The organism is Allocatelliglobosispora scoriae (assembly GCF_014204945.1).
GTDB classification, from domain to species: domain Bacteria; phylum Actinomycetota; class Actinomycetes; order Mycobacteriales; family Micromonosporaceae; genus Allocatelliglobosispora; species Allocatelliglobosispora scoriae.
This window is the reverse complement of record NZ_JACHMN010000002.1, coordinates 2857357-2882703: the sequence shown is the minus strand read 5'-3', so window position 1 is coordinate 2882703 and position 25347 is coordinate 2857357. Positions and strand designations below refer to the sequence as shown.

The following is a 25347-nucleotide window of genomic DNA, read 5'->3' as shown; positions in this document are numbered from 1 at the left end:
GGAGTGCGCACCACATCTCCCCTGAGCTACGGTAATGCCCGGCAAACTACCCGGGCCCGGGTGGTGGAATGGCAGACACGGCTGGCTTAAACCCGGCTGCCGAGAGGCGTGCGGGTTCGAATCCCGCCCCGGGCACGTGACCTTCGCATCCTCGGTTGAGCTGCTCGTGCGCCAGATCAGCCACTGGACCCCCGCCCGCTGGCGTGGGCACGCCGACGCCGTCAGGGCGCTCGTGCAGGTGCTCGCCGACGCGGGGGCCGATGCCGAGGGGCTGCCGCGTCGCGGCGTACCCACCTTGCCTGACACGGCCCTCGCCGACCAGGTGCGGGTGCTGGCCGCGGACCTGATGGCGGCCCACCCGCCGCCGGACGTGCTGGAGCGCGTGGAGGCGGACGTCACCGCCCTCCGCCACGCGCTCCGTGACAGCTGATCAGCTCAGGCGCTCCAGGATCATCGCCATGCCCTGGCCGCCGCCGACACACATCGTCTCCAGGCCGATCGACTTGTCGTTCCAGTCGAGCGAGTTGATCAGCGTGCCGGTGATCCGGGCGCCGGTCATGCCGAAGGGGTGGCCCACGGCGATCGAGCCGCCCATGATGTTGAGCTTCTCCATCGGGACGCCGAGGTCGCGCTGCGAGGGGATGACCTGCGCGGCGAACGCCTCGTTGATCTCGACGAGGTCGATGTCGTCGATCGTCATGCCGGCCCGCTTGAGTGCCTGCTGGGAGGCGCCGACCGGGCCGATGCCCATGATCTCGGGGCTCATCGCGGTGACGCCGGTGCTGACGATCCGGGCCAGCGGCGTGATGCCGAGCTCCCGGGCCTTCGTGTCGGACATGATGATCACAGCGGCGGCGCCGTCGTTGAGCGGGCAGCAGTTGCCCGCGGTGACCAGGCCGTCGGGGCGGAAGACCGGCTTGAGCTGCGAGGTCGCCTCGTAGTTGATGCCGGGGCGGGGGCCGTCGTCCTTCGAGACGACCGTGCCGTCGGGCAGCGTCACCGGGGTGATCTCCCGGGCCCAGAAGCCGTCGATGATCGCCTTCTCGGCGAGGTTCTGGCTGCGGACGCCGAACTCGTCCAGCTCGCGCCGGGTGATGCCGTAGAGGTCCGCGAGGTTCTCCGCGGTCTGGCCCATCGTCATGTAGATGTCGGGCAGCTCGCCGTCCTGGCGGGGGTCGTGCCAGGTCGGGGTGCCCGCCTGCGCCCGCGCCTTGGTCCGCGCGTTGGCGGCGTCGAAGAGCGGGTTGTCCCACGGGCCCCCGACCAGAGCGGCTGCCTCGGAGGGCAGACTGTCGGCGCTGCCGCGGACGAAGCGGGAGACCATCTCGACACCGGCCGAGATGAAGACGTCGCCCTCGCCCGCCTTGATGGCGTGGAAGGCCATCCGGGTGGTCTGCAGCGACGACGAGCAGTAGCGCGTCACGGTGGCGCCCGGGAGGTAGTCCATCCCCATCAGCGTCGAGACGACCTTGGCCATGTTGTGGCCCTGCTCCCCGCCGGGCATGCCGCAGCCGAGGTAGAGATCGTCGATGAGGTGGGGGTCGAGCTGCGGCACCTTGGCGAGGGCCGCCTGAATGATGGTTGCGGTCAGGTTGTCGGCGCGGAGGTCCTTCAGGGATCCCTTGACGGCCCGCCCGATCGGCGAGCGGGCAGTGGCGACGATCACGGCTTCGGTCATGCCTCGACCTTAACGACTGTTAGGTAACAAAATGAAGCGTGGCATTTGTCACCCATGTTTACCAGCGGTTTTGCGATTTCGGCGCGCCGCCTATGGCAGGCGTGGCGACACTCCGGCGGCCTGCGCCACGGCGGGTAGCAAGGCGTAAGCCCACACCCGGTAGCCGTCGGCGGAGGGGTGGTAACGATCATGGCAGAGCGTCGCCGGGTCGGCCCGGAAGACCGCACCGGTCTCGGCACCGAGATCCACGACGGCGCCACCGGCGGCGTGGACCGAGCGCATCTGCGCCCGCGCCGTCTTGCGCCCCATCCAGCCGACGATCTGGCGCAGCGGCGGTGCGATGGCCCGCGCGGCGCCCAGATCGGGACAGGTGCCCACGACGACCTCGACGCCCGCCTCGCGCAGCCGGCGCACGGCCGAGGCGAGATAGGCGGCGGCCTCACCGGGCCGGCGCATGCCGATCACGTCGTTGGCGCCGACGAGGATGACGGCGACATCCGGGCGCTCGCCCAGCAGCGACCGCGACACCTGGGTCGCCAGGTCCTTGGAGCGCGAGCCCGAGACGCCGACGCTCGCGAGCTCGATCCGGCGTCCGGTGCCGCTGCGGTCGGCCGCGAGCAGGGTGGCGAGCTGACCGCCGACGGTGTCGGCGACGCGGTCCACGCCGACGCCGAGCGCCGAGGAGTCGCCGAGCATCACCAGGCGGAGCGGGGGAGCGGTGGGCTCGCCGATCGAGGTGCGCAGGTTGAGTCCGAGCGCGGGCTGGGCATAGCGACGACGGCTCGCGATGACCGCCTCAGCGGTGAGCACGGCGGCGCCGCCGACCGTGCCCGCGACGAGTGCCACGGCTGCGGCACGACCGACCTTCCCCAGGAGCGTCATAGCGTGTAACCCCTCGTGCCAGTCAGGTGGCACGCCCCAGCTCTTCGTGCCAGCGCATGCGATGTCTCAGTTTGGCCCAGCGTCCGGCCGGCCCGCGGTCACGGCCCCCGACCTGGGCGCCGCTCACCTCTGTGCCAGCACGGCGGGCCGCGACTGCTGCGGCCCGTGGAAGCGACCGTACCCCGTCGACGGCCGTGTCAACAGGTGTGACTTCTCGTGCGCCGAGTGCGGCGAGGCTCGTGGGCAGCAACGCGGCGCCCGCTGCGGCATAGCCCTCGGCGGAGGGGTGGTAGCGGTCGTCGCCGAAGAAGCGGGTCGGCTCGGCGGCGAAACGCGGCCCGAGGAGGTCGCCGAGGGAGACGGTCCAGCCGCCCGCCTCGACGACGGCGATCGTCTGGGCGGTCGCCATCTGCCTGCTCCAGTGACGGGCCAGCCAGCGCAGCGGCGGCCGGATCGGCTGCACCGCGCCGAGATCCGGGCAGGTGCCGACGACCACTGCGGCACCGCAGGCGCGCAGCGCCCGAACGGCGTCGGCGAGGTAGCGCACGGCGGCCGCCCGGCTGTCGGAGTGGGTCACGTCGTTGGCGCCGATCATGATGATGACGAGGTCGGGTCGCAGCTCCAGCGCGGCCTCGACCTGCGGCCACATGCGAGCGGAGGTGCAGCCCACGACGGCGAAGCTGCGCAGCTCGACGGGGCGGCTCAGCCGGCGGGAGATGCCGGTCGCGATGAGCGCGCCGGGTGTCTGCCGGGCCCGCCGCACGCCGTATCCCGCCGCGGAGGAGTCGCCGAGCACGGCGACGGTCACGGGCGGGGCGTTGAAGCGCTGGCCGTATCGGCCGTCCGTCCGTGGCGGCGGCGCCTCGGCGAGGGGAATCGTCCGCCGCGCGACCTCCACCTGGCCGAAGAGGACCCCCGCCGTGACGATCCCGGCGGCGCAGATCGCGCCGCCACTGAACGCCGCCAGGCGGGCGATGCGGCGTCCGCGAGAATCGGAACTCATGGCCTCCCCCAGAGTAGGATTCACCTTCTCGGGGCCGGGTAAACGTCCCCGAGAGTCCGGATGTCGGCAAGGGTAGTCGAGCGGGGTGACTATGGGACGCACGTTGGGGCGCACGGCGGCTTTCCGGGCGCTGTGGCGCGCGTTGTCATCGAGCAAGAGCGGTCCTGGCCTGGGCGTCAGGCTCGGCGCCATGCCGAGGATGATCTGGGCCACGATGCGCGGGAAATACGACGGGGCCGGTCGGCTCTTCCTGATGGCGATCGGTGCCATCTACGTCGTGTCGCCGATCGACGCGATCCCGGAGCTCTTCCTCGCGTTTGCCGGTCTCATCGACGACCTCTTCGTCGTCACCTGGATCGCGGGTGCCTTCCTCGCCGAGACCGACCGGTTCCTCGCCTGGGAGCAGGGCCTACTCAATCAGCCGGGGAGCAATCCGCCACGTCAGCCCGACGGCGGGCGGCGCCAGAAGAGCGCCCCGAGGGCTAGCGGGCGGCCGGGCGAAGTCATCGAAGGCGACGTCGTAGGCTGAGGTCATGCGCTATGTCGACAACGTTGTTGACCTGATCGGCAACACCCCGCTGGTCCGGTTCCGCAACGTCTCCGCTGGTCTGTCCGCCACCGTGCTCGCCAAGGTGGAGTACCTCAACCCCGGCGGTTCCGTGAAGGACCGCATCGCCACTCGCATGATCGAGGCGGCCGAGGCGGAGGGACTCCTCAAGCCCGGCGGCACGATCGTCGAGCCCACCAGCGGCAACACCGGAGTCGGTCTCGCCCTCGTCGCGCAGGCCAAGGGCTACCGCTGCGTCTTCGTCTGCCCCGACAAGGTCAGCGAGGACAAGCAGAACGTCCTGCGTGCCTACGGTGCCGAGGTGGTGGTCTGCCCGACCGCGGTCGCGCCCGAGGACCCGCGCTCCTACTACAACGTCTCCGACCGGCTCGTTCGCGAGATCCCCGGTGCCTGGAAGCCCGATCAGTACTCGAACCCGCACAACCCGCGCTCGCACTACGAGACGACGGGGCCGGAGATCTGGGAGCAGACCGACGGCCGGGTCACGCACTTCGTCGCCGGTGTCGGCACCGGTGGCACCATCTCCGGGGTCGGCCGCTACCTCAAGGAGATCTCCGGCGGCCAAGTCAAGATCATCGGTGCGGACCCCGAGGGCTCCGTCTACTCCGGTGGCACGGGGCGGCCCTACCTCGTCGAGGGTGTCGGCGAGGACTTCTGGCCGACCGCCTTCGACCGGACGGTCTGCGACGAGATCATCGAGGTCACCGACCGCGAGTCGTTCGAGCTCACCCGCCGCCTCGCCCGCGAGGAGGGCCTGCTTGTCGGCGGTTCCTGCGGCATGGCGGCCGTCGCCGCGCTGCGGGTCGCCGCTTCGGCCGGTCCGGACGCCGTGGTCGTCGTGCTGCTGCCCGACGGCGGTCGCGGCTACCTGTCGAAGGTCTTCAACGACGACTGGATGTCGCGCTACGGCTTCCTCGCCGTCGAGGGGCCCACGGTCGCCGATGTGCTGGGTGCGAAGTCGGGTTCGATGCCGGAGCTGGTGCACGTGCACCCGACGGAGACGGTCCGCGACGCGATCGACATCATGCGCGAATACGGTGTCTCGCAGCTCCCGGTGCTCAAGGCCGAGCCGCCCGTCGTCACGGGCGAGGTCGCCGGGTCGATCGCCGAGCGCGATCTGCTCGACGCGCTCTTCGCCGGTCAGGCGCACCTGCACGACGCTCTCGACAAGCACATCGGTCCGCCGCTGCCGATGATCGGTGGCGGTCAGCCGGTCGCCGAGGCGGTGGCGCTGCTCGCCAAGGCCGACGCCGCGCTGGTGCTGGTCGACGGCAAGCCGGTCGGCGTACTCACGCGGCAGGACCTGTTGACCCACCTGGTCTAGTAAGTGGCTTTTGTCCGTTTCTAAGATATCCTGCGCCCATGGCGCAGAGTCGAATGATCATCGCGGCGGCCGCCTCGGCCGCCGCGATGATCATTTTTGCGGTGACGGGCCAGGCGAGGGCTGCGCCGGTCGGTCCGCTCAACCCCCTCGACGGCGGCCTGGGCTTCGAGGTCCTCGTCGAGCAGGACGCCTTCGTCGCCGGCAACGAGATGGAGGGCCCGCTCGCGGTCGGCGGCGACCTCACCCTCGGCGGCCCCTTCGGCGTCGCGGCCAAGACGATCGGCACCTTCGTCGCGCCGGGCGATGCGGTCGCGTCCGCCCTGGTCATCGGTGGTCGCGCTGACTTCGCCGACAGCTCACCCACCGCCGGACTCCGGGTCCTCCATGGTGGGTACGCCAAGGTGGGCGCCCTCGCCGGCACCGTCGTCCGCGACCTCGACAACAACCAGACCCCGGTGAACACCCGGATCCTGCCGACGGACGACTACGACGCGCTGCCCCGGATCGAACTCACCGTCCGGCAGAGCCCGGCCACCGTCGGCCCCGCCAAGCCGGTGGATTTCACGTCGATCTTCACCGCGTACCGGCAGCGCTCGACAGCCCTTGCCACCTGCCCGAACACGGTGATCCTCCGGGACGGACGCGGCATCCCCATCACCTCGCCGATCCCACCGGCCACCAGCGCGCGGATCGTCCTCGCCCCGGGTATGACCAACGTTCTCACCATCTCCGCGACCGACCTCGACAACATCGTGGAGCTGGCCTTCGTCAACCAGCCGACCCTCACGTCGCCGCTGCTGATCAACGTGGACACCGCGGACGTGGAGGGCGACTTCAGCTGGCACTCGCCCAACTTCGCCGGGGTCGGCGGCGAGCAGGCGCCCTACATCCTGATCAACTTCCCGGGCGCCACGACGGTCGTGCACGACAGCGGCGACAGCATCGAGGGCACGATCTTCGCGCCGACCGCCTCTTTCGTGGATGACAACCCGAGCAATGTCGAGGGCGGCATCGTCGCGCAGAGCTTCCGGATGACCTCGGGCGAGGTGCACGACTTCCCGTTCGCCGCCGAGCTCTCGTGCGGGGCGCCGTCCCCGTCGCCGACCTCCGCCTCGCCGAGCACGTCCCCCTCGGCCTCTCCCACGACGGCGTCACCGTCACCGTCTCCGTCGGCGTCGGCCTCGCGCGGATCGGACGGGTCACTCGCCCCGCCCGGGCCCACCGGCTCGGTCTCGCCGTCCCCTTCCGGTGCGCCGGTGCCCGCGGCGCCCAGCGGGGCCGGTGGGACCGGCGCGATGGGGACGGTGCCGCTCACCGGTATGCCGTTGACGCTGATCACAGCCGGTGGAGTGCTGCTCGTCGCCATGGGCGCGCTGCTGCTGCGTGCCTCGTTGCGTCGCAACTGACAAATCGCACAGTTTGTCCGAGCGTCTGGCTTGACCAACGCGTTGACTCCCATGTCAGGAACTTGCGGCGATCTGGCCGCCACTCCGATGTGTAGTGGGGGGAAGCTAGTGGTCAGCGTTGATCATGCGGAACCGACCGACGTCCAGGACCGCCTGCTCTGGCGGGACGCGCAGCAGATGTGCGACCGCCATCCGGCGCCCGACAGCGACAACCACTGCACATGGTGCGGCCAGGCGTGGCCCTGCCCGCCGCGTCGGCTGGCCGAGCGAGCGGCGGCGGCCGCCTGCCGGCCCTGGCGCGAGGGCTGGACCGCACGGCACGACATGAACGGACTCCGCGCGCTGCCGAGCTGGCGCGCTGACCTCGGCGGTCGAACAGCCGCTGCGAGCAACCTCGGACTCGACACCGCCGTTGAGTCAGTAGGGCGCAGCGGGCGGTCCGGCACCAACCGCGGCCTCTTCGACTAGCCTCCTCGGACGTTCCGGCCTCACCTCCCAGGGATGCGGGCAACGTCCAACCCGGTGGATCGCTCGCCCGCCAGCAGGCGGTCCACCACAACCCGCCCGTCGACCCAGGTCGACAGCCTCCGTCGATCTCCAGCGCCTCCGGCCAGGCGCGTGGGTTCGGGCGGGCTCCGGGCGAGGGTGCGTCAACTCGGTTCCCCCGCAGTTACCGCGCTACCGCACCCTCGCCCACAATCAATGGCATGCCAATCTTCGAACCGCCCTACTACGCCGTCGTCTTCACCTCGCGCCGCGAACCGGCCGACGACGGGTACGCCGAGACGGCCGACCGGATGGCGGAGCTCGCCGCGGAGCAGCCCGGCTATCTGGGGATGGACTCGACCCGCGGCCCCGACGGGCTGGGCATCACGGTCTCCTACTGGCGCGACGAGGAGTCGATCACGGGCTGGCGCCGCAACGCCGAGCACACGCTGGCCCGGGAGCGTGGCCGCACCGACTGGTACGCCGAATGGGCGATCCACGTCGCCAAGGTCGAGCGCGCTTATCAGAATCGGGCGTAGCGTCTGGGTATGGCGCTCCTATTGACCGGTGTCGAGATCGATGCCGCCCTCTCCGACCTCGGTGAGTGGACCGGTGGCCCCGCAGGGCTCTCGCGCGTTGCCGAGCTGGGCACGTTTCCGCAGGCCATCGGGGTGGTCGATCGGGTCGCGGTCGTGGCGGAGGAGCTCGATCACCACCCCGACATCGACATCCGCTGGCGCCGGCTCACGTTCTTCTGCACCACGCACTCCGATGGTGGTGTCACCGCGCTCGACCTGGAGCTCGCCTCCCGGATCGAGGCGATCCTGCGGGAGGCCTTCACGAAGCCCGCCCCTCGAACAGTGCAGTGAGATAACCGTCGACGGGCGTGATCTCCACGTCCAGCAGGTCGGTGTTGTCGGGTGGCACGGAGAACCCGTATGCCGCCGTGGCGGACCGCCCCGGTGCGACGGTGCCCTCGAAGCCCAGGCTGAGCCCGTTCTCGATGTCGAAGATCTGTGCCGCCTGTACGCCGTCCGGTCCGGTCTTCAGCCGCACGGTGGCGTCGGTGAGGTCGAGCGGGGCCGGCGTACCATTCGTGATCTTGATTGTGATCCGTATGCCCGTCTCGGTCGGCGCCAGGCCGACCGCGTTGCCGGTCGGCGCGAAGATCCGGGCCGAGACGACGCTCGCCTCGACGCCGTCGTCCCAGACCGCGGCGTGCTCGGAACCGAATGTGAGCGGGTCGACCTGATCCTGCGGCGCGGGTGTCGGCGCGACCAGGGCCGCTGTGAGCAGCAACGATGCGAACACCGTGGTGAACATTTCGCCCCCGTCCCGCCCCAACCATGATCAAATTAATGATCCCACGGGGAATCGGGCGAGTTCAGCGGCTTGCCATAACCCACCCAGGCCGCACCCAGATCGTCCCGAGGAAACGCCCACGCGTCCTCCCTAGCCTCGGGGTCGACAGCAGCGACCGGGCACAGGAGGGATCCAGTCATGGGACACGACCACGAGGGACAGCGGGTCAGCCGTCGGGCGATCTTCGCCGGAGTCAGCTCGATCGGCCTCGGCAGCCTGCTCGCGGCCTGCGGCAGCGACGGGGCGACGGCGGTGACGACCTCGACCGGCGAGACGGTCACGCCCGCGGCCACCACGACGGCCGACCTCGGCGGGCTCTTCGTCGATGCCGGGACCTGCACGCTGAGCCCGTCCGCGACCCAGGGGCCCTACTACTTCGACGCGGACAAGGTCCGCAGCGACATCCGCGAGGATCGGGCGGGCAAGCAGCTCAAGGTCGCGTTCAAGCTGCAGGACAGCGAGACCTGCCAGCCGCTGCCCAACGCGGTCATCGAGATCTGGCACTGCGATGCCGACGGGCTCTACTCCGGCGCCGAGTCGTCGTCGACCGGCAGCGGCGGCGGTCAACCCGGCGGTGGCGGTCAGCCTCCGAGCGGTCAGCCCGGCGGCGGTGGGGGAGAAGCCGGTGGCGGCATGGATCTGACGCCGACCGACGACAAGCGCTACCTGCGCGGCGCCCAGGTGACCAACGCACAGGGAATCGTGGAGTTCACCACGATCTGGCCGGGGTGGTATAGGGGCCGGACCGTGCACATCCACGCGATGGTGCACGTCAGCAACGCCCGGGTGCTCACCACCCAGCTCATGTTCGACGAGGCGATGAACACGAAGGTCTTCACCGAGCAGCCCTACGCGGCGCGGACCGGGCGGGACACCTTCAACGACGACGACGGCATCTACAAGCCCGCGATGCTGATGAAGGTCACCGCCGACGGAGCGGGCTACCTCGGCGCCATGGTCCTCAACGCCGACTCCGACCGCGACGGGGCGTGACCGCTCGCAGCGGCCGACATCGATGAGGGCGCGAGCAGCGTAGAGTGGTGGGTGATCGTTGCGATCACTCTCATACGCCCATGGCGTTTCTGGCATTCGCTTGCAGACCGTGCTGGTTGCACCCGCTCGACCCGTCGCCGGTGAAGGAGCCACTCATGTCGGACAAATCTCCCCAGAAATCCACCACCAAGAAGCCCGGCAAGACCCTCAAGGAGAAGCGCGCCGCCAAAAAGGCCAAGACCAAGCGAGATGACTCATGAAGGTCGACAAAGCGAAGATCCTCGAGCAGCTGCGTCGCAAGGGTCTCGATGACCGGGCGACCTTCGTCGACCGGCAGTTGCCCGATGTCGTTGATCTCGAGACCAACTCCGGCCTGCTCAAGACGCTCGGCATCGACGTCGCCGAGCTGGTCGGCCAGTCCAGCTGAGCGGAGCCCGGTCGCCGACCGGGCTGTGCCCGCCGGTCGTGACCGGCCGGAATTCCGGCCAGGAACGACCGGCTACACGCCCGTCATCGGCTGTCCGCGATGCCGCTGGTCGGGTTGCGCCCCACCGTGTGCAGGTGGACGAGGGCCTGTCGATAGGACTCCACCAGACCTGTCTCCAGATAGGGCAGTCCGTGCTCCAGGCAGTACGCCCGGATCATCGGCTGTGCCCGGCGCAGCGTCGGCCGGGGCATGCTCGGGAAGAGGTGGTGCTCGATCTGGTAGTTCAGACCGCCGAGCAGCAGATCGGTGAGCGGCCCACCGCGTACGTTGCGAGCCGTCAGCACCTGACGCCGCAGGAAGTCCGTCGCGTCGGCGCGGTCGAGGATCGGCATGCCCTTGTGGTTGGGCGCGAACGAGCAGCCCAGGTAGAGCCCGAAGAGCCCCTGCTGGAGCAGGATGAAGCCGATCGCGGGCAGCGGCGGCAGCACGAAGAAGATCAAACCCGCATACCCCACCAGGTGGGAGCCGAGCAGGAGCCGCTCCCAGCCCCGGTGCGGCAGCCGGTCCCGGACGACCGCACGCGCGCTGTCGACGTGCAGGCTGAAGCCCTCCCCGAGGAGCAGCGGGAAGAAGAGAAACGCCTGGTACCGATAGATGGCACCGGCGATCCGGCCGCGAGCGCCGGCCTGGTCGGAGCTGAACGCCAACGCCCGGATCGCGATGTCGGGATCCTTGCCCTCCTGGTTGGGGTGGGCGTGGTGCCGGCTGTGCGACTCCACCCACCAGCCGTAGCTCAACCCGATCGCGAGGTTGGCGTGGAGCATCCCGACCAGGTCGTTGGCCCGCCGGGAGCGGAAGATCTGCCGGTGGCCGGCGTCGTGGCCGACGAACCCGATCTGGGTGAAGACCACCGCGAGGAAGGCCGCCGTGGCGACCTGCCACCAGGACGTGCCGAGCAGCACGAAAGCGGTCCAGCCGCCGATCAGCAGCACGGCGTTGATCGCCATCCGCACCGCGTAGTAGGACCTGCGCCGGTCCAGCAGCCCGGCTTGTTTCACCTGCGTCAGCAGGAGGGAGTAGTCGCTGCCTCGGCGAGGGGGCGCCACCGGGCGCAGAGGCGTGATGGTCGAGTCGATGGTGCTCACGAGTCCTCCGGGCGTTCGACGCGGAAAAGGGCGCGTCGCCGGGGTCCGGGGCAACCGTTGCCTCCAGGCTACTCCGGGGCTGAATCGACCGGCATCGCCCGACCGCGCTGCTGAGAGCTCCTGATCTCGGCCTCGGCCTCCAGCCGCCCGGCCCAGCCGCCCCGCTCGAAGTCGATGCTCTTGCTCGGCTCCAGCGCCTTGTAGACCTGGAAGAAGTGCTCGATCTCCAGCCGGTGGAAGTGCTCCATGTCGGCGATGTCGGTCAGGTAGGCGAGCCGCAGGTCCGAGGTCGGCACGCAGATCACCTTGGGGTCCGGACCCTTCTCGTCGGTCATCCGGAACATGCCGATCGTCCGGCACCGGATCACGCAACCGGGGAAGGTCGGCTCCTGGACCAGCACCAACGCGTCGAGCGGGTCGGTGTCCTCGCCCAGGGTGTCGTCGATGAAGCCGTAATCGGCCGGGTACTGCGTGGCGGTGAAGAGCGTGCGGTCCAGGCGGATCCGGCCGGTGGCCCGGTCCATCTTGTATTTGTTGCGCTTGCCTTTGGGGATCTCGATCGTGACGTCGAACTCCATGCCGATGGTCCGCCTTCCGGCTGATGGTGCAGGGCACGGTGCGCTACCCACTCACCCTACCTGGGCTGTAATGCTGTGCTACGCTTTCATGTGTAAGAAAGTTCTGACACATGAAGGAACTAGATGACTATGGCCCAGCCGACAGGTGACGAACTGGTCGAGATGCTGGCCGCCCTGGCCAATCCGATCCGGCTGCGCATCGTGGCGAAGCTCTCGGAGGGCCGCGATTACGTCAGCCATCTCGCCCGCGAGATCGGTGTGAGCCGTCCCCTGCTGCACATGCACCTGCAGCGACTCGAAGCCGTCGGCCTGATCGTCGGCAGCCTTGAGCTCTCCGAGGACGGCAAAGCCATGAAGTATTTCGAGGTCGCGGAGTTCGACCTGCATCTGACCGCGTCGGTGCTCGCCGAGGCCGTCACAACACTCACCCGTAAGGAGCCGTCATGATCGACCTCATCGCCGCCGAGTCCGCCACCACCTCGGAGTGGCCAAACACGATCTTCCTGCTCGGCATCACCTTCCTCGGCCTGGTCCTCGTGCTCTTCGTCTTCGCCGGATTCATGGACTTCCGCAAGGCGAAGCTCGCGGCGGCGCAGGCGGACGGGCTGCGACAGCTCGTCAGCCGGTATGAGCAGCTCGCCGAGAACACCCTCGACGCGCAGCAGCGGGTCGCGGCCGGTGTCTCCGAGCTGAGGTCGCAGACGACGGCGATCGAGCAGATCCTGCGTACCGTCGAATGATCGTCGACGATGTGACCGCGACCGCCCGGATGCGGGCGGTGGCCCACGAAGCCTATGGCCCACCTGCCGTTCTCGACCTGGTGGAGCTTCCCCGGCCGGTGCCCGGTGACGACGAGGTGCTGCTGCGCGTGCGCGCGGCCGCGGCCAACTTCGCCGACCTGTGCTTCCTGCGCGGTGAGCCGCGCATCCTGCGGCTCGCCGGCGCCGGTCTGGGCAAACCCAAGAACCAGATCCTGGGTACGGACGTGGCCGGCCTCGTCGAAGCGGTCGGCAGGAACGTGACGGCCCTGCGCGTGGGCGACGAGGTCTTCGGCCGGTGCGACGGCTCGTTCGCGGAGTATGTGATCGCTGCTCCGGCCGATCTCGTCGTGAAGCCGGCCGACCTCGGCTTCCCGCAGGCGGCGGGGGTCGCGATGGCGGGCCTCACCGCGCTGCAGGCGCTGCGCGACCAGGCCGGTGTAATGGCCGGCCAGCGCGTGCTGATCAACGGTGCGGCCGGTGGGATCGGGACCTTCGCGGTGCAGATCGCCAAGGCGTTCGGCGCGGAGGTGACCGGGGTCTGCAGCACGCCCAACGTGGAGCTGGTGCGGTCGCTCGGCGCCGATCACGTCATCGACTACACGCAGGCGGACTTCACCGCGGGTGGCCGGGTCTATGACGTCATCCTCGACAATGTGGAGAACCATCCGCTGGCCGCGTGCCGCCGGGTGCTGGCACCGACGGGGACGTTCATCCCCAACAGCGGGCACGGCGGGCGCTGGATCGGGAGCGTGGGCCGGCTGCTGAAGGCGGTGGTGCTGGCGCGCTTCACCCGGCAGCGGATCCGGGTGTTCATGTCGTCGTGCCGGCAGGCCGATCTGGTGGTGCTGCGGGAGCTGATCTCGTCCGGGCAGGTGGTGCCGGTGGTGGATCGGGTCTATCCGCTGGCGGAGACCGCTGCTGCTCTGGCCTATCTGGGCGAGGGGCACGCTCGCGGCAAGGTCGTCATCACGGTGTGACCCGGCGCGGGAGCGGTCGTGCGACTGCTCCCGCGTTCGGTGGTTCTGGCTGGTTCAGGCGGAGAAGTAGGCCAGCCACTTCTTGTCCAGCTCCTTTGCCGCGTCGAGCAGGCCGGGGAAGCCTGCGAGTCGGGTGCGGTCGGCGATGAGCGCCTGGAGCAGCCGGACCGCTTCTGCGCGATCACCGCTCTCGCCCACGTTGCGGGCGTGGTGGTGACGCGCCCAGAGGGTGTCGGCGCGATCGGCGCCTTGCAGGCGGGTGCGATCGGCGATGAGTTCGCCGAAGAGCCTGACCGCTCCGGTGCGATCACCGCTCTCGCCGAGGTGATAGGCGAGATGGGTGCGCGCGTCCAGGTGGCGCGGATCATCCTGCTGTCCCTGCTCGGCGGAGCGGTCGACGATCATGCGGTAGAGCCTGACCGCTGCGGAATGATCGCCGTCCAGCGCTGCGGCGCGCGCGAAGGTGTGGGTCGGGATGAGGGTGCTCCAGAAGTCCATGTTCGTGTGCCCCTGTGCGGGCCGCAGGACCAGCGGGCTTGGCAGCGTGGGCCGCAGGATCAATGGGCTCGGCCGCCGGGATTGCGGCCGTGATGCGGACGCCGTCGGCTCGTGGCTGCCCTGGTGGGCGCGCAAACGGCTGATGAATGCGGCTGAGGGCATCCGGCCGCCGGTGACGTTCTCGTGCTGGACGGTGCTGAGGCGGAAGAAGCCGTCACCGGCGAGGAGGAGGGGCAGGATCGGGCGCTGCTTGAGCACTGCCCGGTTGATCTCCAGGCTGATCCACTCGGACTCCTCGGCCTGCGGCGTCATCACGACGATCAGCGCTGCGCAGGTGTCGATCTGGTCGCGGATGACCCGCTCCCAGCGGGTGCCGGTGATGATGTCGCGGTCGAACCAGACCGGGATGCCGGCGCTGGTCAGATGATCGGCCAGCCGCTTCACGTAGGCGCTGTCACCGCCGTGGCTGTAGCTGATGAAGACGTGGCCGGTCATGCTCCGGCACGCTACCGCAGGCGCGCTGGAACCCCACGCCGTCGAGATCTTGAGTAGTTTCCGCTGCCATAACGGCGGAAACTACTCAAGATCTGGTGGTTAGGGCGTCTTCGCTACGCCGACCGGGCAGCTCATGCCGTTGGGCCCGATGTTGCAGTAGCCGTCCGGGTTCTTGCTGTCCGAGAGGTACTGCTGGTGGTAGTCCTCGGCGTAGTAGTAGGTCCCCAGCGGCGCGATCTCCGTGGTGATCTCGCCGAGGCCGGCCCGGGCCACCACCGGCGCGAACGCGTCCCGGCTCGCCAGGGCGACCCGCAGCTGCTCGTCGGTGGTCGTATAGATCCCCGACCGGTACTGGGTCCCCACGTCATTCCCCTGGCGCATCCCCTGCGTCGGGTCGTGGTTCTCCCAGAAGACCTTGAGAATCTGCTCGTACGAGATGACCGCCGGATCGAAGACGATCTGCACGACCTCGGTGTGCCCCGTGTAGCCGCTGCAGACCTCGTCATAGCTCGGATTGGGGGTGATACCCCCGGCGTACCCGACGGAGGTGGAGTGGACGCCCTTGAGCTTCCAGTAGATGCGCTCGGCACCCCAGAAGCAGCCCATGGCGACGACGGCGACCTCGAAGCCGTCGGGCCAGGGTCCGGTCATGGGTGTGCCGAGGACGGTATGGGTCGGAGCGACGGTGATCGGAACGGACCGGCCGACAAGCGCCTCTTCGGACGTGGGCAGGTCGAGCTTCTTGCGCCGAAGGAACATCCCTTAAAGGTAGCGTGGCGGGCATGACGTTTGGCTTTGAGACGCTCGCCATCCATGCCGGCCAGGAACCGGACGAGCGAACAGGCGCGGTGATCCCGCCCATTTTCCAGACATCCACGTTTGCGCAGGATGCCGTCGGTTCTCCCCGTTTGGGCTATGAGTACTCCCGAAGTGCCAATCCGACCCGCGACTCCCTCCAGGAGTGCCTCGCCGCCCTCGAGGGAGGTTCGAGGGGTCTCACGTTCGCCAGCGGTCTCGCGGCCGAGGACACCCTGATCCGGACGGTCTGCCGCCCGGGCGATCATGTGGTCATCCCCGACGACGCCTACGGCGGCACCTATCGGCTCTTCGCCAAGGTCGCCCAGGTGTGGGGGGTCTCGTGGACGGCCGCGAAGCTCTCCGACGTCGAGGCGGTCCGCGCGGCGGTGACGCCCGAGACGAAGATGATCTGGGTCGAGACGCCGACCAACCCGCTGCTCGGCATCGCCGACATCGCGGCGCTCGCCGGGGTCGCCCGTGACGCGGGTGCGCTGCTCGTCGTCGACAACACCTTCGCCTCGCCCTACCTCCAGCAGCCGCTCGCGCTCGGTGCGGACGTGGTCGTGCACTCGACCACGAAATACGTCGGCGGTCACTCCGATGTGGTCGGTGGTGCGCTCGTCGTCAACGACAGCGACCTCGCATCGCGGCTCACCTTCCACCAGAACGCGATGGGCGCGATCAACGGTCCGTTCGACGCGTGGCTCACCCTGCGGGGCCTCAAAACCCTGGCCGTACGCATGGAGCGGCACTGCGACAACGCCGAGCGCATCGCGGAATTCCTGGTCGGGCACCCGAAGGTGACGCAGGTCCTCTACCCGGGGCTGCCGAACCACCCCGGGCACGAGGTCGCCGTGAAGCAGATGCGCCGCTTCGGCGGCATGATCAGCTTCCGGCTCGGCGACACGGACCGGGCGATCGCGGTCTGCAACAACACGAAGCTCTTCACCCTCGCCGAGTCGTTGGGCGGCATCGAATCCCTGATCGAGCACCCTGGACAGATGACCCACGCGAGTGTTGCGGGCTCTGCGCTTGAAGTCCCGGGGGACCTCGTGCGACTCTCAGTCGGCATCGAAACCGCCGACGACCTGCTCGCTGATCTGGATCAGGCACTGCGAGGCTGATCCTGGCGGTTTCGGGCGTCCATCCAATATGGATGGGCGCCCTTACCGTTCGGGAGGATCAGGGCATGGCCGAGACCTGGGTCGGCGCGACCGCGAAGCAGATCGCCCGAGCTGTCCGCCGAGGTGACACCTCCGCGACCAGGGTGGTCGCCGATCACCTGGACCAGATCCGGGCACACGACGCCGAGCTCAACGCCTTCCGGGTCCTCCGCCCGGCCGAGGCCGCCGCCGAGGCCGCCAAGGTCGACGACCAGCCGGAGCTGAGCCACCTGCCGCTCGCCGGCGTACCCATCGCCGTGAAGGAGAACACCGCCGTCGCGGGCTCCGCCACCTGGAACGGATCGGCCGCCGCGTCGAGCGGAATCGCCGAGGCCGACCACGAGGTGGTCCGGCGGCTGCGCGGTGCCGGTGCCGTCGTCGTCGGGCTGACCAGGATGCCGGAGCTCGGGCTCTGGGCGGTCACCGACGACGAGACGGCCGTCACCCGCAACCCGTGGCAGCTCGACCGGACTCCCGGCGGCTCATCGGGTGGTGCCGCCGCAGCGGTCGCGGCGGGGCTGGTGCCGATCGCGCACTGCAACGACGGGCTCGGTTCGATCCGCATCCCCGCCGCCTGCTGCGGGCTGCTCGGGCTCAAGCCCGGCCGTGGCGTGGTGCCCGCGCAGATGGGCGCCGACGACTGGTTCGGGCTGGTGGAGCACGGGATGCTCACCACCACGGTCGCCGACGCGGCGGTCGGGTTCGCCGTCCTCGCCGGTCGGGACGCCGTGAAGCTCACGCCGCCGAGCGCGCTCAAGGTCGCCGTCTCGCTGCGCTCACCCGTGCGTGGCATCACCGCCGACACACCCAACCGGGAAGCCGTGGACACCGCCGCCGGAATGATGCGCGACGCGGGCCACGCCATCGTGGGGGCCGACCCGGCGTACCCGAGCAGTCTCGGTCTTCGTGGCATGGCCACGTGGTTCGCCGCGGCCTGGCGCGACGCGGCCGCGGCCGGGATCGACCCGGCCACGCTCCAGGCCCGCACCCGCCGCCACATCGCGCTGGGGGAGTGGTCCTGGCGCAGAGGTTATGTACGCGAGACCGACCGCACCGATTTCCGCGAGCGCAGCATCGCGTTCTTCACCGACGGCGGCTACGACGTCCTGATGACGCCTGCGCTCGCCACCACGCCGCCCGCGGCCCTCGACTGGCACAGCCGCTCCTGGACCGCCAACATGCGTGCCAGCATGCAGTACGCGCCCTTCGCGGCCCCCTGGAACATCGCCGGCCTGCCCGCGATGACGGTCCCCGTCGGGGTGCGCCCGGACGGCATCCCGTCAGCCGTCCAGCTCGTCGGCCCGCCCGGCAGCGAACTCCTGCTCCTGTCGATCGCCGGACAGCTCGAACTCCAGGCCCCCTGGCAGCGCCACGCCCCGGGCTGGCCGCGTTGACGGCGCCGCCTCCGGCGACGCGGGCGGCATCCCGCGATCCGCTGGTTCGCGATCCTGCCGCGGTGTCGGCGCAGCCGGATCGCGGGCACCGGCGGGATGCCGCGAAGCATGAAGCGAAAGCGAATCAGACCCCGGTGGACTCGGCTGCCTTGTCCGGTGTGGGCTGCTCCGGAAGGCTGCGGAGCGCTGCGGTGATCTCGTCGGCGGGCATCGGGCGGAAGAAGTGGAAGCCCTGCGCCGCCGTGCAGCCCAGCCGGGTCAGCTCGCGGCGCTGCTCGTGGGTCTCCACGCCCTCGGCGACGACCCGCAGGCCGAGCTGCCGGCCCAGGTCGACCGTGGTGCGGACGATCGCGGCGGCCTCGGGCGAGTCGGCCATCGCGCGGACGAAGCTGCGGTCGACCTTGACCTCGTCGACCGCGATGCGGGTGAGGAAGGTCAGCGAGGAGTAGCCGGTGCCGAAGTCGTCGACGGAGAGCTGCACCCCGAGCTCGCGCAGCTCGCCGAGGACCTCGTCGATGACCCGCAGGTCGCTCATGACCACGGTCTCGGTGATCTCCAGGACGAGTCGGCGCGGCGGCACCTGATGGCGTTTGAGCAGCTCGGCGACGTCGCTGGGCAGCTTGGGGTCGAGCAGGCTGCGGGCGGAGAGGTTGACCGAGACCGGCACGTCGACGCCTTCGAGGCCCCACTCGGCGGCCGAGGCGAGCGCCTTGTCGATCACGTAGCGGGTGAACGGGCCGAGGAGCTCGCTCGCCTCCACCGTGCGGACGAAGTCGATCGGGTTGAGCTTGCCGCGCCTCGGGTGACGCCAGCGCACGAGCGCCTCGACGCCGGTCGCAGCGCCCGTGGCGAGGTCGATCGCGGGCTGCAGCGCGAGCACGATCTGGTCGTGGACATCGAGAGCACTGCGCAGCTCGGCGACGAGCGCGAGCCGGTCGGTGCTCGCCTCGTCCTGCGAGGCGGCGTAGGAGACGACCCGGGTGCCGCCCTCCTTCGCCTCGTGCAGCGCGATGTCGGCGCGGCGGAGCAGCTCGGACATGTCGATGCGGTCGGCGACCGCGGCGACGACGCCGATCGCGGTCTCGGTGGAGACGGTCACCCCGGCGACCTCGGCCGGCTCGGCGAGCGCAGCCGCGACCCGGCGGGCCCGCCGCATCGCCTGGCGCAGCGGGGCGCCGCCGCCGGGCTCGTCGTCCGGCAGGTCGGTGAGGAGCAGCCCGTATTCGTCGCCGCCGAGGCGGGCCAGGATCTCGGAGTCGCTCACCAGGTCACTGAGCCGGTTGGCGGCGATCTGGAGCAGCTCGTCACCGGCGAGGTGGCCGAGCGTGTTGTTGATCTCCTTGAAGTTGTCGACATCGAGCAGGAGCAGCGCGACGGGGAGCCCTCGGGGCAGGCCGCGGAGGGTCTCGTCACCCCGCTGGAGCAGCGCGCCCCGGTTGAGCAGGCCGGTGAGGGGATCGCGCACGGAGTCGTCGGCGACCTGGTCGGTGGCGCGGCGCAGGGCGGCATGGGTCGCGGCGTCGTGCAGGGCGACCGCGAGGGCGTCGGTGAAGGCGGCGAATGCCGAGTGGTCGCGCGGGCGCATCGCGGCCGGGCTGGCGAAGCGCAGTGTCAGCGTGCCGACCGGGCCGCCCGCGAACTCCAGGTCACGCGCGACGGTCATCGGGTCGCCCGCGACGGTGGGCCGGATCGGCAGCTTGGTCACGGTCGCGGCGGGATCGCCGGGGTGGCGCGAATAGCGCAGGAAGCCGCCTTCGAGCTGCAGCACGTCGAGCTCGACCTCGGTCGCGTCGAAGAGACGCAGCGCGCCCTCGACGCCCGACTCGGCGATCCGGGGCTCCTCGGAGTGCCGCTGCAGGGCCTTGGTGACGGAGGCGAACTCCTGCCAGCCCTGACGTTCCTGCGAGTCGCGCAGCCGGTGCGTGTAGGTCTGCTGCAGCAGCCACAGCACGGGTGGCAGCGAGATGAGCCAGCGCCGGTCGTTCTCGAGCAGGCCGAAGATGATCAGGCCGACGACGAGGTTGCCGATCATCATCAGCGTGCTGCCGCTGCTGAGGGCCCGCTTGAGGAAGGCACCGATCGGGAGGCCGTCGCGGATGCGGAAATGCAGGCCGAGCAGGATCGCGGTGCCCGTGAAGTAGACGAGGGCGGCGGCGACCAGGCCGACCACGACCTCGCTGTTGAGCGTGGCGCCGCTGGGGTTGGAGAGCCACTCGGCGACCACGACGGCCGGCGCGGAGGCGAGGGTCAGCGAGGCGGAGCTGCGGATCAGATCGACGAGCGACCGGGGCTCGTCGGTGGAGATCATCAACAGCACCTTGGCGAGGATCACGCCCAGCCCGACGGCGGCGGGCACCCAGCCCGCGGGCACCAGGTAGAGCGAGACGATCAGCGCGGCCTCGCCCCAGCCGGTGCTGAAGGTGGTGCGCCCGATCGGCATCCGCAGCCGGCCCAGCTGGGAGATGCAGACGAGGCCGACCACGATCGCGAAGTCGTCCCACGCGCTGATCGGCGAGATCACGAATCCGCCGACCGCAGCGGCGAGACCGCCGAGGAAGGTGATGAGGACGAGCCAGCGAGCCGCCTGTGGCAGGTCCGCAGCGCCGGAAATGCGGAACACGCGGCGAGCCCAGGCATCCACGGTGGAGTGTGCCTGGGCGGCCGTTGGCGACTTGGAGTCAAGCGCCACGCCGCACCCCCTCAGTTGTGAGGGTGGTCCTGGCGGGAATCGTTGCCAGGGAAGCCATCCTCGTATTCGGGCGCATGCGTGCTCGTGACGTCACATGCGTCCCGGTGGAAGGCTACGACGAACGGCTCCCGAAAAACAGTCTCGAGGAGCCGTTTCTGCCGGAACGTGACTATCCGTCGGGGTTCGCCGGGTCGCTTTTGGGCTGGTCGAAGGAGTCTGGCAGCCGCTTGATGCGCTTGCTCATATTGCGGATCAGCAATGCGGTGGTCGCGCCGAGCACCACGATGATGAGCAGCCCCATCGGTCCGGCGAGCCCGCCCGAGCGGGTGTCACCGAAGTTGTTGGGGTCGGCGAGGAATTCAGCGATCATGACCGCACCCCCGCGAACAGATCTGACTCCGGCTTTTCGGTCTCCACAAACGACTTGGCGAGCTCGTAGTCCTCGGTGGGCCAGGCCGCCAGGCGGATGTTGAGCGGAGCACGGAACCAGGGGCCGTCGGGGTCGATCTGCGTGGCGTGGGCCTTGAGGGCCTCGTCGCGGAGGGCGAAATACTCCCCGCACTCGATGCGCGTCGTGATCCGCTTGCCCTTGTCCCACTCGTCCGGCCAGTCCTCGAGGCGCTCGCCATAGGGGCTCTCGATGCCGGCCGCCAGGCACGCCTCGTGCATGGCGAGGAACTGTGCCTTGGTGAAGCTGATGTGGTAGTAGAGCTTCTGCGGCTGCCACGCCTCGCCCGCCTGCGGGAACTGCTCCGGGTCGCCGGCCGCGTCGAACGCCGCGACGCTGATGTTGTGGCACTGGATGTGGTCGGGGTGCGGGTAGCCGCCGTGCTCGTCATAGGTCAGGACGACGTGCGGGCGGAACTCGCGCATGAGCCGGACCAACCGCTCGGCCGCGACCGGGATCTCCTCGCGGGCGAAGCACCCCTCGGGCAGGTCGGACGCGTTGGCGGGGTCGTAGTTCTCGAGCCAGCCGGAGTCGACGAAGCCCAGCCAGGCCTGGTCGACGCCGAGGATCTCCCGGGCGCGCTCCATCTCCTGCTTGCGGATGTCCGCGATGTTGGCGAGCACCTCGGGGTCGTCGGCGAGCTTGGGGTTGAGAATGTCGCCGCGCTCGCCTCCGGTGCAGGTCACGACCAGCACCTCGACACCCTCGCGGACATAGCGGGCCATCGTCGCGGCCCCCTTGCTCGACTCGTCGTCCGGGTGGGCGTGCACAGCCATCAGGCGAAGCTGCTGGGTCATCGGATCTCCTCGGGTGCGAGAATGCTCAAGGACATTGTCGCTGGCCCGTCCGACACTCGCGAAGGAGGATCCGCTGTCATGACTGAGACACCCGTCACCGCGCCGGTCTTCCCGCCCGGTCGTTACGGTCGGCGACGCTCCGGTAAGCCCACGTCCAGGCTGCTCATCGGCGTTCTCGCTGTGATCATGCTCGCCATGACCGGGTGGATCGGGGTGCGCCTCTACCAGGCCTACGGCGACACCGACTACAGCTCCGCCGTCACCAGGTTCTCCCTGGCCGACCGCGAGGTCTCGGTCGAGTTCATCGTCCGGATCCCGGCCGGTGCGTCCGCCTCGTGCATCGTGCGGGCGCGTAATGCGGCGGGTGTCGAGGTGGGCCGGGATATGATAGTCGTCGATGCTGGGGTCGATCCGGCCCGCACGGTGGCGACGCATCGCCTCGTCACGAGTGACCGACCGGTCACCGGCGAAGTCGAGGGTTGCGTCCCCGCCGGAAGCGGCGCAACACTGCGTTAACCACAGTGGCGTAGGTCACTGGTAAGTTTGACGTTTCGCCTATCGCCCTCGGCCGCAGTGCCGACCAACCGCAAGGAGCCCGCCGTGACCGCGACGACGCCTGAGACCTGGCTTTCCCAGGACGCGTTCGACCGACTTCAGGCTGAGCTGAATGAGCACATCGCCAACCGGGGCGCGGTCGCGGCGGAGATCAATGCTCGTCGCGAGGAGGGCGACCTCCGGGAGAACGGCGGCTACCACGCCGCCCGCGAGGAGCAGGGCAAGGCCGAGGCGCGCATCCTCTACCTCCAGACTCTGCTGCGCAACGCGCGGGTCGGCGAGGCGGCGGAGAGCGACGTGGTCGCACCGGGCACCGTGGTGACGATCTACTTCGACGACGACGCGGACGACAGCGAGACCTTCCTGCTCGGCTCGCGGGAGATCTCGGCGACGACCGACCTCACCGTTTACAGCCCCGAGTCCGCCCTGGGCAAGGCCATTCTGGGCACCTCGCCGGGCGACTCGGTCAGCTACACGGCACCGAGCGGTTCGCAGATCAAGGTGACGGTCGTCAAGTTCGAGCCGTACGCGGGCTGACCTGGTCGGGTGGGTCCTGCGTCGGCTTCATTGTCGCGAAGCTGCACAAATGGTGGGTTGTCAGTGCCAGCAGGTTTTGGCAAGCTGGCTCAGGCCGGTGAAACGGCCATCCACACGGAGGGACACCCCACACTCATGCAAGAAGAAACAACTCCCGAGCTGAACCGTCGTCGCCTGCTCCGCCGCGCCGGCACCGTCGCTGCCGGCCTCGGTGCGGCGGGCGTGGTGACCGCGGTCAACGCTGCTCCGGCGGCGGCGGCCGGAAGCCTCGGCCCGACGATCATCACGGGCACCGCCAGCGAGACCGCGCTGGTGGTCACCAGCCCCGATGGTCCGGCTCTGCGGATCGCGCCGTCCCCCAACAGCTCGCTCACGTCGGCCGAGGATGTCGGCAGCGTCGTCGTCGACAAGTACGGTGACGTCAGCACGGTCGGCTTCGCCGACGGGGTCTCCGGCGCCAAGCAGGTCAACATGCTCTACTCGCCGACCTGGGCGACGATGGTGGTGCCGATGCAGTCGTACCGGTACTTCGACTCCTACTTCACGGTGGCCCACGGCGCCACTCCCGCCAACCCCGACTTCGTCGCGCGGCTGGCGTCGGGCAACGTCACCTCCAGCCCCGGCAACGCCATTCCGGTGGCGGGTAACAACCCGTCGCTGGTGATCGACCTCTCCGAGATCTTCACCCTGAACTACGGTGTCATGGCCGTCCAGGCCAACCTCACCGTCGTGGGTGCCGCCGCCGGTTACGCCGCGCTGTGGGGCGAGGGCGACGACTGGCCGGGCAACTCGTCGATCAACTACGTCAAGGGCGTCGGCATCGCCAACTTCACCCAGACGACGATCGACTACGAGCGCCTCCTCCGGGTGAAGGTCACCGGCACCGCTCGCGTCATCATCGACATCGTGGGCTTCGTCGTCAGCGACTACTACTCGCAGTTCAACGACGAGTTCGTCAGCACCGGCATGAAGGCCAAGGGTGTCAAGGGCGCCAAGGGTGCCCACGGCCTCCAGCCGCGGCGTCCCGCGCCGACCCGCTGACCCGGCATAGCCGCTAGACAGGTTCTACGAAAGGCCGCCGGACACACCGGCGGCCTTTTCGTTCAGCCGGGCCGCAGTCTCGGCTACGCCGCGGCGAGGGCGACGGTGTAGCCCGCCTCGCGCAGACGTGACAGGAGCCGGTCCGAGTGCTCCGAGCCGCGCGTCTCCACCGAGAGGTCCACGGCGACCTCGCCGAGGCGCAGGTGCGGGTCGTGGCGTTGGTGCGCCACGTCGACGACGTTGGCCCGCTGCTCGGCGATGAGCGCCAGCAGCGAGGCGAGCTGTCCCGGGCGGTCGGCGCAGCGCACCGTGAAACGCAGGAACCGCCCGGCCGACGCCAGGCCGTGCTCGATGACGCGCAGCATCAGCAGCGGGTCGATGTTGCCCCCCGACAGGATCGCCACGGCCGGCGTCTCCACCCGCACCACTCCGGCGAGCAGTGCCGCGACCCCCACGCTCCCGGCCGGTTCCACCACCAGCTTGCCGCGTTCCAAAAGCATCAGGAGGGTACGCGAGATCTCCTCGTCGCTGACCGTCACGACCTCGTCCACCAGCTTGCTGACGTGTGCGTATGTCAGGTCGCCGGGGCGCAGGACGGCGATGCCGTCGGCGATCGTGGAGAGGCCGGGCAGCTTGACCGGTCGGCCGGCTTCGAGTGACGGCGGGAAGGCCGCCGCACCGGTCGCCTGCACGCCGATGATGCGAACGTCCGGTCGCAGGGTCTTGACCGCCACGGCGAGGCCGGAGATGAGGCCGCCGCCCCCGACGCCGGTGATGATGGTGCGCACCTCGGGGCACTGTTCGAGGATCTCCAACCCGACCGTGCCCTGCCCGGCGATGACGTCGGCGTGGTCGAAGGGGTGGATGAAGACCGCGCCGGTCCGCTCGGCGAACTCCTGTGCGGCGACGAGCGCCTCGTCCACCGTGGCGCCGACCAGCTCGACGGCTGCGCCGTACCCCTTGGTGGCGGCGACCTTGGGCAGGGGCGCGCCCACCGGCATGAAGACCGTGGACCGCGCGCCGTTGGCGGCGGCGGCGAGCGCGACGCCCTGCGCGTGGTTGCCCGCGCTGGCGGCGACGACGCCGCGGGCCCGCTCGTCGGCGGTGAGCCGGGCGATCCGGGTGTATGCGCCGCGGACCTTGTATGACCCGGCGCGCTGGAGGTTCTCGCACTTGAGCCAGACCGGCCCGCCGAGCATGGCGGTGAGCGGGCGGCTCGGTTCGAGCGGGGTGAAGCGGATGATCCCCTGGAGGAGGTCGCGAGCACGGTAGATGTCGTCGATGGTGATCAGCTCCGGGTTCACCCGCTGATCGTCCCACCATCCGCGCCTTCGAGCACATC

General features: G+C 69.7%; 29 protein-coding genes and 1 tRNA gene. 18 read left to right on the top strand and 12 right to left on the bottom strand.

Annotated elements, in window-relative coordinates; translation table 11 throughout:
* Positions 1-54: 54 nt before the first annotated feature.
* Together F4553_RS18535 and F4553_RS18530 are read left to right on the top strand one after the other, a co-directional pair.
* Positions 55-135, top strand: a tRNA-Leu gene (locus tag F4553_RS18535).
* Between the two features lies 1 nt (position 136).
* Positions 137-430, top strand: a complete 294-nt coding sequence (locus F4553_RS18530; protein ID WP_184837721.1) for a hypothetical protein — start codon at positions 137-139, stop codon at positions 428-430.
* Here F4553_RS18530 and F4553_RS18525 read toward each other — a convergent pair whose 3' ends face one another.
* The 3 genes from F4553_RS18525 to F4553_RS18515 all read right to left on the bottom strand — a co-directional run bounded on the left by F4553_RS18525 (position 431) and on the right by F4553_RS18515 (position 3563).
* Complete coding sequence (locus F4553_RS18525) at positions 431-1678, bottom strand: acetyl-CoA C-acetyltransferase (protein ID WP_184837719.1); 1248 nt, start codon at positions 1676-1678, stop codon at positions 431-433. It lies immediately after the preceding gene.
* Between the two features lie 90 nt (positions 1679-1768).
* Positions 1769-2560 (bottom strand): SGNH/GDSL hydrolase family protein, encoded by a 792-nt coding sequence (locus F4553_RS18520; protein WP_184837717.1) that lies wholly within the window; start codon positions 2558-2560, stop codon positions 1769-1771.
* Positions 2561-2582: 22 nt separating this feature from the next.
* Positions 2583-3563, bottom strand: a complete 981-nt coding sequence (locus F4553_RS18515; protein ID WP_184837715.1) for an SGNH/GDSL hydrolase family protein — start codon at positions 3561-3563, stop codon at positions 2583-2585.
* Between the two features lie 190 nt (positions 3564-3753).
* Here F4553_RS18515 and F4553_RS42990 point away from each other — a divergent pair, with 190 nt between their 5' ends.
* The 6 genes from F4553_RS42990 (at position 3754) to F4553_RS18485 (ending at position 8216) form a co-directional block, all read left to right on the top strand.
* A complete protein-coding gene (locus tag F4553_RS42990) occupies positions 3754-4092 on the top strand; it encodes a YkvA family protein (protein ID WP_376776226.1) in 339 nt (112 codons plus the stop codon).
* A gap of 4 nt (positions 4093-4096) precedes the next feature.
* On the top strand, positions 4097-5455 hold the full coding sequence (locus F4553_RS18505) for a cystathionine beta-synthase (RefSeq protein WP_184837711.1): 1359 nt from the start codon (positions 4097-4099) through the stop codon (positions 5453-5455).
* Between the two features lie 38 nt (positions 5456-5493).
* Complete coding sequence (locus tag F4553_RS18500) at positions 5494-6861, top strand: choice-of-anchor A family protein (protein ID WP_184837709.1); 1368 nt, start codon at positions 5494-5496, stop codon at positions 6859-6861.
* A gap of 108 nt (positions 6862-6969) precedes the next feature.
* A complete protein-coding gene (locus F4553_RS18495) occupies positions 6970-7329 on the top strand; it encodes a hypothetical protein (RefSeq protein ID WP_184837707.1) in 360 nt (119 codons plus the stop codon).
* A gap of 239 nt (positions 7330-7568) precedes the next feature.
* Positions 7569-7886: an antibiotic biosynthesis monooxygenase family protein gene (locus F4553_RS18490; RefSeq protein WP_184837704.1), complete on the top strand. Its 318-nt coding sequence runs from the start codon at positions 7569-7571 to the stop codon at positions 7884-7886.
* Between the two features lie 9 nt (positions 7887-7895).
* Complete coding sequence (locus tag F4553_RS18485) at positions 7896-8216, top strand: 4a-hydroxytetrahydrobiopterin dehydratase (RefSeq protein WP_184837702.1); 321 nt, start codon at positions 7896-7898, stop codon at positions 8214-8216.
* Here F4553_RS18485 and F4553_RS18480 read toward each other — a convergent pair.
* On the bottom strand, positions 8185-8658 hold the full coding sequence (locus F4553_RS18480) for a DUF4352 domain-containing protein (protein ID WP_184837700.1): 474 nt from the start codon (positions 8656-8658) through the stop codon (positions 8185-8187). The genes F4553_RS18485 and F4553_RS18480 overlap by 32 nt on opposite strands.
* A gap of 189 nt (positions 8659-8847) precedes the next feature.
* On the opposite strand from F4553_RS18480, the gene F4553_RS18475 reads away from it, so the two are divergent.
* The gene (locus F4553_RS18475) at positions 8848-9702 is read left to right on the top strand and encodes a peptidase associated/transthyretin-like domain-containing protein (RefSeq protein ID WP_184837698.1); all 855 of its coding nucleotides are present in this window, start codon (positions 8848-8850) and stop codon (positions 9700-9702) included.
* A gap of 256 nt (positions 9703-9958) precedes the next feature.
* Positions 9959-10129, top strand: coding sequence for a hypothetical protein (locus F4553_RS18470; protein WP_184837696.1), 171 nt, complete (start codon positions 9959-9961; stop codon positions 10127-10129).
* 83 nt (positions 10130-10212) lie between these two features.
* On the opposite strand, the gene F4553_RS18465 is transcribed toward F4553_RS18470, so the two are convergent.
* Both F4553_RS18465 and F4553_RS18460 read right to left on the bottom strand, forming a co-directional pair.
* A complete protein-coding gene (locus F4553_RS18465; protein WP_312875254.1) occupies positions 10213-11274 on the bottom strand; it encodes a fatty acid desaturase family protein in 1062 nt (353 codons plus the stop codon).
* Positions 11275-11342: 68 nt separating this feature from the next.
* On the bottom strand, positions 11343-11852 hold the full coding sequence (locus F4553_RS18460) for an inorganic diphosphatase (RefSeq protein WP_184837695.1): 510 nt from the start codon (positions 11850-11852) through the stop codon (positions 11343-11345).
* Between the two features lie 123 nt (positions 11853-11975).
* Here F4553_RS18460 and F4553_RS18455 point away from each other — a divergent pair, with 123 nt between their 5' ends.
* The 3 genes from F4553_RS18455 to F4553_RS18445 are packed head-to-tail and all read left to right on the top strand — an operon-like array spanning position 11976 to position 13590.
* A complete protein-coding gene (locus F4553_RS18455) occupies positions 11976-12299 on the top strand; it encodes an ArsR/SmtB family transcription factor (RefSeq protein ID WP_184837693.1) in 324 nt (107 codons plus the stop codon).
* Positions 12296-12592 carry a hypothetical protein gene (locus tag F4553_RS18450; RefSeq protein WP_184837691.1) on the top strand — a complete coding sequence of 99 codons (297 nt, stop codon included), beginning with the start codon at positions 12296-12298 and terminating at the stop codon, positions 12590-12592. The genes F4553_RS18455 and F4553_RS18450 overlap by 4 nt, the downstream gene beginning before the upstream one ends.
* A 29-nt stretch (positions 12593-12621) precedes the next feature.
* A complete protein-coding gene (locus tag F4553_RS18445) occupies positions 12622-13590 on the top strand; it encodes an NAD(P)-dependent alcohol dehydrogenase (RefSeq protein WP_184840869.1) in 969 nt (322 codons plus the stop codon).
* 54 nt (positions 13591-13644) lie between these two features.
* Here the strand turns inward: F4553_RS18445 and F4553_RS18440 are convergent, their stop codons facing one another.
* On the bottom strand, positions 13645-14583 hold the full coding sequence (locus F4553_RS18440; RefSeq protein WP_184837689.1) for a toll/interleukin-1 receptor domain-containing protein: 939 nt from the start codon (positions 14581-14583) through the stop codon (positions 13645-13647).
* A gap of 99 nt (positions 14584-14682) precedes the next feature.
* Positions 14683-15342: a peptide-methionine (S)-S-oxide reductase MsrA gene (msrA, locus tag F4553_RS18435; RefSeq protein WP_184837687.1), complete on the bottom strand. Its 660-nt coding sequence runs from the start codon at positions 15340-15342 to the stop codon at positions 14683-14685.
* Between the two features lie 23 nt (positions 15343-15365).
* Between msrA and F4553_RS18430 the strand changes: the two genes are divergently transcribed.
* A complete protein-coding gene (locus F4553_RS18430; RefSeq protein WP_184837685.1) occupies positions 15366-16505 on the top strand; it encodes a cystathionine gamma-synthase in 1140 nt (379 codons plus the stop codon).
* Between the two features lie 32 nt (positions 16506-16537).
* The gene (locus tag F4553_RS18425) at positions 16538-17938 is read left to right on the top strand and encodes an amidase (protein WP_376776225.1); all 1401 of its coding nucleotides are present in this window, start codon (positions 16538-16540) and stop codon (positions 17936-17938) included.
* Between the two features lie 124 nt (positions 17939-18062).
* On the opposite strand, the gene F4553_RS42465 is transcribed toward F4553_RS18425, so the two are convergent.
* The 3 genes from F4553_RS42465 to mca all read right to left on the bottom strand — a co-directional run bounded on the left by F4553_RS42465 (position 18063) and on the right by mca (position 21872).
* The gene (locus F4553_RS42465) at positions 18063-20558 is read right to left on the bottom strand and encodes a putative bifunctional diguanylate cyclase/phosphodiesterase (RefSeq protein ID WP_221469941.1); all 2496 of its coding nucleotides are present in this window, start codon (positions 20556-20558) and stop codon (positions 18063-18065) included.
* Positions 20559-20796: 238 nt separating this feature from the next.
* Positions 20797-20997: a hypothetical protein gene (locus tag F4553_RS18415; RefSeq protein ID WP_184837680.1), complete on the bottom strand. Its 201-nt coding sequence runs from the start codon at positions 20995-20997 to the stop codon at positions 20797-20799.
* Positions 20994-21872, bottom strand: coding sequence for a mycothiol conjugate amidase Mca (gene mca / locus F4553_RS18410; RefSeq protein ID WP_184837678.1), 879 nt, complete (start codon positions 21870-21872; stop codon positions 20994-20996). The genes F4553_RS18415 and mca overlap by 4 nt, the downstream gene beginning before the upstream one ends.
* 78 nt (positions 21873-21950) lie before the next feature.
* Here mca and F4553_RS18405 point away from each other — a divergent pair, with 78 nt between their 5' ends.
* The 3 genes from F4553_RS18405 (at position 21951) to F4553_RS18395 (ending at position 24005) form a co-directional block, all read left to right on the top strand.
* Positions 21951-22388: a DUF4307 domain-containing protein gene (locus F4553_RS18405; protein ID WP_184837676.1), complete on the top strand. Its 438-nt coding sequence runs from the start codon at positions 21951-21953 to the stop codon at positions 22386-22388.
* Between the two features lie 84 nt (positions 22389-22472).
* On the top strand, positions 22473-22964 hold the full coding sequence (gene greA, locus F4553_RS18400) for a transcription elongation factor GreA (protein WP_184837674.1): 492 nt from the start codon (positions 22473-22475) through the stop codon (positions 22962-22964).
* A gap of 135 nt (positions 22965-23099) precedes the next feature.
* Positions 23100-24005: a hypothetical protein gene (locus F4553_RS18395; protein WP_184837672.1), complete on the top strand. Its 906-nt coding sequence runs from the start codon at positions 23100-23102 to the stop codon at positions 24003-24005.
* Between the two features lie 83 nt (positions 24006-24088).
* Here the strand turns inward: F4553_RS18395 and ilvA are convergent, their stop codons facing one another.
* Positions 24089-25309, bottom strand: coding sequence for a threonine ammonia-lyase (gene ilvA / locus F4553_RS18390; RefSeq protein ID WP_184837670.1), 1221 nt, complete (start codon positions 25307-25309; stop codon positions 24089-24091).
* Between the last annotated feature and the right edge of the window lie 38 nt (positions 25310-25347).